General features: G+C 61.8%; 5 protein-coding genes and 2 pseudogenes. All 7 read left to right on the top strand.

Features of this window, described 5'->3' with window-relative positions; translation table 11 throughout:
• A partial coding sequence (locus M3461_22450; GenBank protein ID MDQ3776908.1) for a DedA family protein occupies positions 1 to 682 on the top strand: 682 nt, incomplete at its 5' end.
• A gap of 157 nt (positions 683 to 839) precedes the next feature.
• A pseudogene (locus M3461_22445) lies at positions 840 to 1,040 on the top strand (hypothetical protein).
• Positions 1,041 to 1,060: 20 nt separating this feature from the next.
• Positions 1,061 to 1,503, top strand: a pseudogene (gene cynS, locus M3461_22440) (cyanase).
• Positions 1,504 to 1,557: 54 nt separating this feature from the next.
• Complete coding sequence (locus M3461_22435) at positions 1,558 to 1,662, top strand: transposase (protein ID MDQ3776907.1); 105 nt, start codon at positions 1,558 to 1,560, stop codon at positions 1,660 to 1,662.
• Positions 1,663 to 1,682: 20 nt separating this feature from the next.
• On the top strand, positions 1,683 to 1,871 hold the full coding sequence (locus M3461_22430) for a hypothetical protein (GenBank protein ID MDQ3776906.1): 189 nt from the start codon (positions 1,683 to 1,685) through the stop codon (positions 1,869 to 1,871).
• A gap of 531 nt (positions 1,872 to 2,402) precedes the next feature.
• On the top strand, positions 2,403 to 5,315 hold the full coding sequence (locus M3461_22425; GenBank protein ID MDQ3776905.1) for a hypothetical protein: 2,913 nt from the start codon (positions 2,403 to 2,405) through the stop codon (positions 5,313 to 5,315).
• Positions 5,316 to 5,348: 33 nt separating this feature from the next.
• Positions 5,349 to 8,186: a protein-arginine deiminase domain-containing protein gene (locus M3461_22420; GenBank protein MDQ3776904.1), complete on the top strand. Its 2,838-nt coding sequence runs from the start codon at positions 5,349 to 5,351 to the stop codon at positions 8,184 to 8,186.
• The last annotated feature ends 346 nt before the right edge of the window (positions 8,187 to 8,532 follow it).

The raw sequence follows: 8,532 nt of genomic DNA, 5'->3' as shown, positions 1-8,532 counted from the left end.
GGCCTACATCATTGGCAAGAACTGCGTGCAGTTCTTCACCGTCGAACCGGAGCCTCTCCTTCCATTATGCACCACACGCCGGACCCACGACATACACCTCGTCGGTCTGAGGCGGAGCCTCGTTAGCGTGTTTGACGATCTACAACACCTTCTAATCGCCTCGGGTTACGTCGGTATTTTTCTTTGGGCCTTCATCGAAGGTGAGGTCGGCATGGTGCTCGCGGGATCACTCGCCCACCAGGGATATTTCAGTTACAAGTGGGTGGCAGTGACCGCCTTCATGGGCGGATTCCTCGGTGATCAGTTTTATTTCTGGCTAGGGCGCTGCTATGGTAATCGGGTGTTCGATCGCTTTCCTCGCATTGGTGTTCACGCTGGTAAAGCGAGGGACCTGCTGAATCGCTACAACACCTTGTTCATCCTGACTAATCGCTTCATGTACGGTGTGCGCATTGTCGGTCCCATTGTGGTCGGCACGACCAACATTTCCAGCCGCAAGTTCCTTTGGCTTAACATGATTAGCACTATCGTCTGGGCCGTCACCGTCACCGGACTCGGGTTTGCGTTCGCCGACGCGGTCGAGTACGTGGTCGATGACTTCCATCGCGCGGAGCAGCTCTTGGTCGGGATACTGGTAACCGTCGGCGTCGGGTATTGGTTATACCGGCGCAGGCGCCGGTGATACGAATGACGATAGAGGAACGGCCTATCCACTTTGCTCCCCTAAGCACAACGTCTTGGGCTGCATAAACCATAATTACCACCACATATTGTTATTGGTGGAGTGAAGTGGATAGGCCGTATAGAGGATCAGGTGTTTCCACAAGCCCCCGTCCGGCAGTCACTTATTGGATTTCCTGGTCACCCGCGCCAAGACGTTCCGCGACCAGCCGCCGGCCGACTACGACCCGCTGCACCCGCCGCTGGTGAAGCCGGGTTTGGAGTTCGGCAAATTGACTACATGCCGCCATTTCCCAACCGCCCCCTCCCATTCCCTCCCCTGCAAGCGGGGGAGGGTTAGGGTGGGGGGATTAACCTGAAAGTAGAGAAGGAGTGCAGGATGAACCGCTTAGACGTCACCGAACAAATCATCACCGCCAAGATCAGGAAAGGCACCAAGTGGGCCGACGTCGCCAAGACCCTCGGCAAGAGCAAAGAGTGGACCACCGCCGGCCTGCTCGGCCAAATGACTTTCACCAGGGAACAGGCCGAGATCGTCGGCAAGATGTTCGAGCTGTCGGCCGAAGCCGTGCAGCTCCTGCAAGTCGTTCCGTACAAAGGCTCGCTCCCGACCACCGTCCCGACCGACCCGCTGATCTATCGCTTCTATGAGTTGGTGAATGTCTACGGCACCACATTCAAAGCGCTGATCCACGAAGAATTCGGTGACGGCATCATGAGCGCCATCGACTTCAACATGGACCTGACGCGCGAGCCGGATCCGAAGGGGGCGATCGGGTGAAGATTGTGATGAGTGGTAAGTTCTTGCCGTATAAGGCTTACTACTCACTCCCCAAACCAGGGCCGCTCGGACAAACGGCGCTCTCCCTCGCACCGGTGGCGCTCCTCGACCGGCTGGCGGCCTTGGTCCCGCCCCTGCGCCGGCATCGCCGTCGGTATCACGGCGTGCTCGCGCCTCATGTCCCCTCCGTGCCGCAGTGACCGCCTGCGCAGGGCCCCCGATGGCGGGACCCGTCCATGACGCGCCTCTCCCAGCGGCGACCGAAGGGCGCGATGCGCCCGCCAGCGCCCAACCATGTCCCCGTGCCGACTATCTCTGGGTCATGCCGCTCGCACGCATCTATCAAGTCTTCCCGCTCTCCTGCCCCCGCGGTAGCGCGTCGATGCTGATCATCGCCTTCATCACCTAGGCGGCTTCCAGTCAGCGACCTCGAACACCTCGCTGAGCCCACCCAACCCCCGCGCATCGCCCCGCCACCCGAGGTCCGCCCGATTGGCAGAGGAGAGGGACGTCGATACACGCGAACGCGATACGTTCGCTCGGAGTGAGCCGCCTACCGGAGTATGAGTTCGACCAGCGGTGAGCGGGTAGGCACCTTCCCATTCCGCACCGTCCTGCGCCGATCAAGGCGACTGGACCGGCACCGGTGGACTCGCGTCCGCGCAAAGGACTGCCACCTCTGCGTCCCCCACAGCCCCCCGGAACCCGGCCAGGGCCAACCCAAACGACCTCTGCCCGCCACCGCGCGGACCGCCAAATCACCGGCCGGCCCGTCCGACGCAACAATACACGTTGCAAAGCTGCGTTAAATTTCCTATACTTCTGCTCATCGCTTGACGTCATTCCGACCCGGGCGCATCATTTCGACCGAAATGGGCGCCTGAGCCCATTCAATTTCCTATCCATCATACCATATCCATCATCGCGAAGGAGGATGGCCGTGGCGAACAACATTCCCCCGTCAAACGTCTTCAAGTTTGTCGCCCTGCGGCCACCCACTCCCCCAGAGAAGCGCAACGCTCAGATAGCATTCATTGCGGACACGCGCCCCGCGAAGGAGACGCCGGTCGGTAGGCTGGCAAGCCACTTCGATCCGGAGGACGGCAGCCAGGTCCCGGAACTGATCAAGCGTTTTATCGATGAGCGGAGGTACGACCTCGAGTATCCACAGAGTCGCGGCGACACGCGCCTCTTCAACGTCGAGGCGGCAGTCAAGGCGATTCCGCCGGAGCAGGTGTCGACGCAGCACCTGCAGGCTGCAGCCGGGAAGGTCCTCGGGCAGCCGGTGAAGGCGTTCTACTCTGCGCGGGAGAGCCAGCAGCTGTTGCACGAGATATGGGACCGGTACTATGCGTTCCTCATCCTTGGTCTTAGCACGCCGCAGAATCTCGAACAGCTCACACGCAACCTTCGCGTATATCACCTGCTGGCGTTGCTCGCCAAGGACTTTCCCGTTCCGGACGCCGAGACGCTGCAGACGATCCTCTCCGCCAAGCCGGTCATCGATAAGTTCTTCACCAGCCTACCGAAGCCCAAGGTGACGAGCGAACCGCCAAAGCTCGAAGCGCTGCCCGAAGCGAAGATCGCCCAATACAAGGGACTGTGGAGCGATCTGGTCGACACGCACCGTGCGCTGGAGGAAGTGCGCGCGCTGAAACTGACAACCGAGGCGAAGACCACAACCGAGCAGGTCGAGGTGCCTAATCGGATGACTGGTTTCGCGGAGAAGAGCCAGATCACCCGCGTCAACACGTTGAAGCGCGTGAACCCGGCGAGCTTCGAGGCGCTCCGCCCGGCGACGAAAAGGGTACTGACCGAGCTCCGGATCAAGCAGGACGACTTCAGCATGCCCGGCACGGTGGGGGCGCTGACGACGCGGCTGGAGCGGCTCAACAGCGCGCTCGCCACGATCGATGATCCGCGCTTCCTCTCCTTCATGCCGCAAGAGGCGAAAGAAATCCGCGGGTTGTCGCTCCTCGGGGATCATCTCAAAGGCGGTATCCTCAGCTCGGTGTTGTTTCCGCTCTTCCTGGGGGGAGGCAACGTGCGCGGCTCGATCAAGCCGCTCGGCATCGGCGACCTGAAGGTGGTCAAGCAGAAGCTGAAGAAGTACGCCGCGGGCGAGGTGGCGCACATCGAAAACGTGCTGCGCGGCGAGTACAAGGAACGCAAGCACCGCGTGCTCGACCGCACCGAAGAAACCCTCACCATCGCCACCGAGACCGAGGAAGAGACCACCAAGGACACGCAGACCACCGAGCGCTTCGAACTGAAGAAAGAGAGCGAGAAGACCATCCAGGAGCAGATGAGCGTCCAGGCCGGCGTGACCGTGTCCGGCTCGTATGGCATGGTGACCTTCGGCGCGCACGGCGACTTCGCGTACAGCACGTCTAGCCAGGAATCGAGCAAGAGCGCCTCCAACTTCGCTCGCGAAGTGATCGACAAGTCGGTCTCGCGCATCCAGAAGAAGACGCGCGAGGAGCGCGTCACTAAGACGTTGCACGAGGTCGAGGAACTCAACACCCATGGGATCGACAACAAGGACAAACCCGATCACGTGACTGGCATCTACCGTTGGGTCGATAAGTACTACGAGGCGCAGATCTACAACTATGGCAAACGGATGATGTTCGAGTTCATCATCCCGGAGCCTGCCGCGTTTCTCGAGTACGCGCAGACGCACCAGCCGAAAAAGGACATCGTGCCTCCGGTTCCGTTATCGGCCACCCTGACGCACAAGGACATCAGGGAGTGGAACTACCAGACCTACATCCGCGACTACCTGGTACAGGGCTGCTCGCCGCCGCCGCCCGAGTACAAGTTGGTCACGGCGACGATGGCGTCGGAAGCCAAGATCGAGAACGGCACCGCGCTCGCGAAATCGTCCAAGGAACTGGTGGTGCCTGACGGTTACACGATCGGCGACTTGGGGTTCAGCATGTCGGCCATCTACGTGCTCGGCGGCCCGCAGATCAGGCTGTCGATCGGTAATGACGACGGCTCGTTCGCGCTAACGAACAACGCCGCCAAGCGGCGGCAGGATGCCGTCGTCGGCTCAGTGTATCTGGGTCCCTATGACGGCATCGTGCCGGTCTCGATCAACTGCTACGACGTCAATTCATTCTTCGTCAACGTCACCGCCACCTGCTACCGCCGCTGGGAGAAATACGAAACGTGGCAGATCCAGACGTTCGAGAAGATCGTTGCGGCATACCAGGCGCTGCAGGCCACCTATGAACAGAAGATCGCGGCCCAGAAGGCGCAGCAGGGCATCGTGATCCACGGCCAAAACCCGCTGATCAACCGCGAGACCGAGAAGACCGAACTGAAGAAGTCCTGCGTCAAGATGCTGCTTGACACGTGGGTATTCGGGTCCTTCGACGCGATGAAGCAGACGAAGGACAACGCGCCGGATTTCGACATTTTCGACGCGGTGAAGGAAGGCAAGCAGGTCCAATTCTTCGAGCAAGCGTTCGAGTGGGAGAACATGACCTATCTTTTCTACCCGTACTTCTGGGGTCGCCAAAACCAGTGGATCCACAAAGTGACCACGTTCGACACCGATCCGGTCTTCACCAGGTTTTTACAGGCGGGGTCGGCCCGCGTGGTGATCCCGGTCCACACGGCCTACAACGACGCCGTCATGTACTTCCTCGAGAACAACGGCGCCATTTGGTCGGGCGGCGACGCGCCGCTGCTGAACGACCCGCTCTTCATCTCGCTCGCCGACGAGCTGCGCAACCAGACCGACGATCTCGGCCATGCGACCCCGGAAGGCGATCCCTGGGAAGTGGTGCTGCCGACGACGCTCGTGTACCTGCAGAAGGACGCCGAGCTGCCGACCTTCCCGTAGGCGTTGCCGTTACGGCGCGAGAGGCGGCGGTCCATGGAGATCATCGTCGAGCAGGTGCAGCCTTCAGGGCGTGGCCACTACCGACTGATCCCGAACATCAATCGGTCGGGTCGCGCCCTGCCCGATACCGTCTCGGCCGACGACCTGCGACAGAATCCGAAGACCGATCGAGAAGCGCCGAGCCGGAAGCTCCGGGACGGCCAAATCTACTCCATCATGGTCGACGTCTCACCGGCCGAATTCGCCGCGCACGCGGCACTGTCGCTGGAGGTCCACTTCGCCGCCGGTCTCTTCCGCGTGCTCGACAAGAGCGGCATCCCGCTCAAGAGGCAGGACGCGACGCCGGTGGTCATCGATCTCGTTCAGGCGAAGAAGGACAACACGAAGGCGCGCGGCATCCAGTTTTTCCTCGAAGCGCAGACTTTCTGGGGTTCTGCCCTCCTGCCGAAGGATGCCCCGCGGAATCTGTTCTTTCGGTTCGTCGACGGCAGCAAACAGGTCCTCGTCGAACAGGCATCCTTCAAAGGCAACGACCTGTTGACCGCAGACGTCATCCTCGTCGGCGACGACGTGCCGGCGGAGCGGATCTACATCTGCGACGTCGTCGAGAACCAGCCGTCGGTGCGCGACGTTGCCGACGCTGCCCGCCAGGCAGGCGTGCCTCTGACAGTCGTGCCGCAGAGCGTGAACCTGGGCGATAGCTGGCTGCAGGATCAGTTTCAACTCGGCTACACGGCAACGCGGGAAGGGTCGCAGGAGGTGATCGTTCACCTGCCGCGCATGGTGAACGACGCCGCGCTCATCCCGGGGACGCCGAACCTCCGCAACTTCGTCGACGCGTATTTCCCCTCCGACGGCATCGGTGTAGTCAAAGACTTCTGGCAATTGAAGGTCGCGGTGAGCGATGGGCTGAACACGCTCGAGCTGGGCGTGGCGGAGTCGTTCGTGGTCTTCAAGCAGCTCGTTCGAGTGATCCGGCTGCTCAGTCTGATGTTCAGTCTGATCCGCAAGATCGACAAGCGGGCCAATCCGAGCCTTCCGGGCGGCGACTTCACCGACCTCTATCTCCTGCGCATCGCGATCGACGACGCGTATGCCCAGCTCCTCGGGTACCGACAAGTCACGGCGGAGCAGAAGAGCCTGATCCTCGCGCTGCGCACCGCCATCAACGAGATCTCCGCAGTGCTGGGCCGCACTCGCGAATCGGTCCAGTTCACCATCCAGACTCAAGACGGGACGAAGCAGTTCGACTTCAACGCCGACAACCGGTCGGCCTTGCAGAACTTCTTCCGCGCAATCCGCGATCTCCACAGCTCGCGCAACTACGGCGGCAACATCGAGGTCTCACCGCCGTATGCCGATGCGGTTTACGGCAAGATCATCGCCGGATCAATCTCATCCGACCCGCTCAAGGATTTCCTCACCTCGCGCGGCAGCCGGCATCCGATCGCGTCGGTCTACACGAACTGGCTCGACGTCGGTCACATAGACGAGATCGCGTGCTTCGTCGACAGGGGAACCGGCGGCTTCGCCGTTCTGCGCGCTGCGCCGATGCTCGCGATCACGATGCTCGTTCGGGCCGTCGCGTATCAGAGGGAAGGGAAACTCGTCACGCGTCTGTTCCGGGGGAAGAAGTGGATTCACGAAGCGACGGCCGGCTCGCCCGATTCGCATCCTCCGCCAAGTGCCTACGCCGCACTGCTCGGCCCTGACGGTCCATACGGCCTTCAGGGCCTCGGCACGAAAGTCGACCGCTCCGAACCGCAGCCGTATGGCCACGCGGCGTTCCACGACGATCGGCAGTTCCTCGTCTTCAGTCGGCGCCGCACCGTAGACGCGCGGTACGCGGCGTTCATTTCCTGCGCCGACCTTCTCGCGATGTGTCGCTCGACCAACCGCGCGGCCGACGCGCTGTTCCTCGCGAACGACTTCCGCTACGCCGACGAGGTCGCGTACCGGCCGTACTACGACTCTGACGCTTACCGTGAAGAGGCACTGCCGTTTCGGCTCGACACCGTCCTGGCGAAGGAGTTCGCCGGCGTGCCGGTTCGGCCGGTTCCGGTGCTGTTCGATCGGGTGGACGACTTTCTGCACAGCGGCACCAAGGCGATCGTCCCCGACCTCGTCAACCTGCAGACGCTCGGCCGATACGTGCTCGTGCCGCGGCCGTACGGCCCGCGAATGCGCGTCGCCGACGCGATCGCGCTCGTGGGGGAATTCGCCGAGCGCCAGGGCGGCGTCAAGCTCAAACCCGACGCGGACTACATTCGCTCGCGTGGACTCGACCAGACCTGGCACTGGACCCGCTCGGCCGAGCGGGTGCACCGCGCGTCCATCGGGGCCTGGCCCACCGACTTCGACGCCGATTACGAGGAGATGAACCGCTCCGACGCGCTGGCGGTCGCCGTCTCCACGACCAAGTACGAGGTGCTCTCGCTCTACCGTCTCCTGCACGCAAACGACCCGTTGGCCAACCATCCCGTCTCGGAGCCTGAAAATCTCTACCGCATCGCGGGCTACTTCAAGGACGGGTTCGAGGAGTTCAAGAATTATCGGGGCGACTTCTGCGAGGGCGACACAGGCAAGGCCCATCCGCGCCAGGACCAGTACGAGGCCGACATCCAGAAAGTAATGGATCGCATCCGGCGCGCCAACCCGAACGTCTTCGACAACGCCGGCAATGTCGCCTCCCGCGACTGGGTGAAGATCGACATCCCGGAGGAAACCGTCGACATCTTTGAGCTCTTCACACAGCTCGTGCTGGAATCACTCGGGATGAAGGTGCAGTGGGTCGATTCCTGGTACTACCACACGCACAGCGGCGGCATCCATTGCGGGACGAATGTGCTGCGCAGCCGACACGGCGGGTGAGAGTCAGGAGTCCGCAGACAGTGGCCGTCAGCGCGTAGCCTGGGTTGAGCGCAGCGAAACCCGCGTAGGCCCCCGGCCTACGCGGGTCATTCGTGGAGGGCCCCCACCAACCTGTCGGCTGTCTTGAAGCCGCCCACGGTCGCGTCGGCGTCTGCATCGTGCTCCAGGATGTAGATGCACAGGGCTTTGCCTTCCTAGTGTAGTGTCCCTTGAATAACCTTACAGATTATCCCTTCTTGTTTTTCCCTCGGGGTCCCATGTGAGGACTCCCACTTTTCGAGCTGCGTCCGTTCAGCCGTTTCAACTCGATCGACCGCCTCGTGTTCGGCATGACCGTAAGCATAGC

It is taken from the genome of Pseudomonadota bacterium, assembly GCA_030860485.1.
Classification (GTDB): Bacteria; Pseudomonadota; Gammaproteobacteria; order JACCXJ01; family JACCXJ01; genus JACCXJ01.
Note: the sequence above shows the minus strand (reverse complement) of the source record. Positions and strands in the feature narration are given on the sequence as shown.

Bases quoted from the DNA above. Each gene is read 5' to 3' on its own strand.
- M3461_22430 (MDQ3776906.1), top strand. From the start codon at position 1,683: ATGGCGGGACCCGTCCATGACGCGCCTCTCCCAGCGGCGACCGAAGGG.
- M3461_22420 (MDQ3776904.1), top strand. From the start codon at position 5,349: ATGGAGATCATCGTCGAGCAGGTGCAGCCTTCAGGGCGTGGCCACTAC.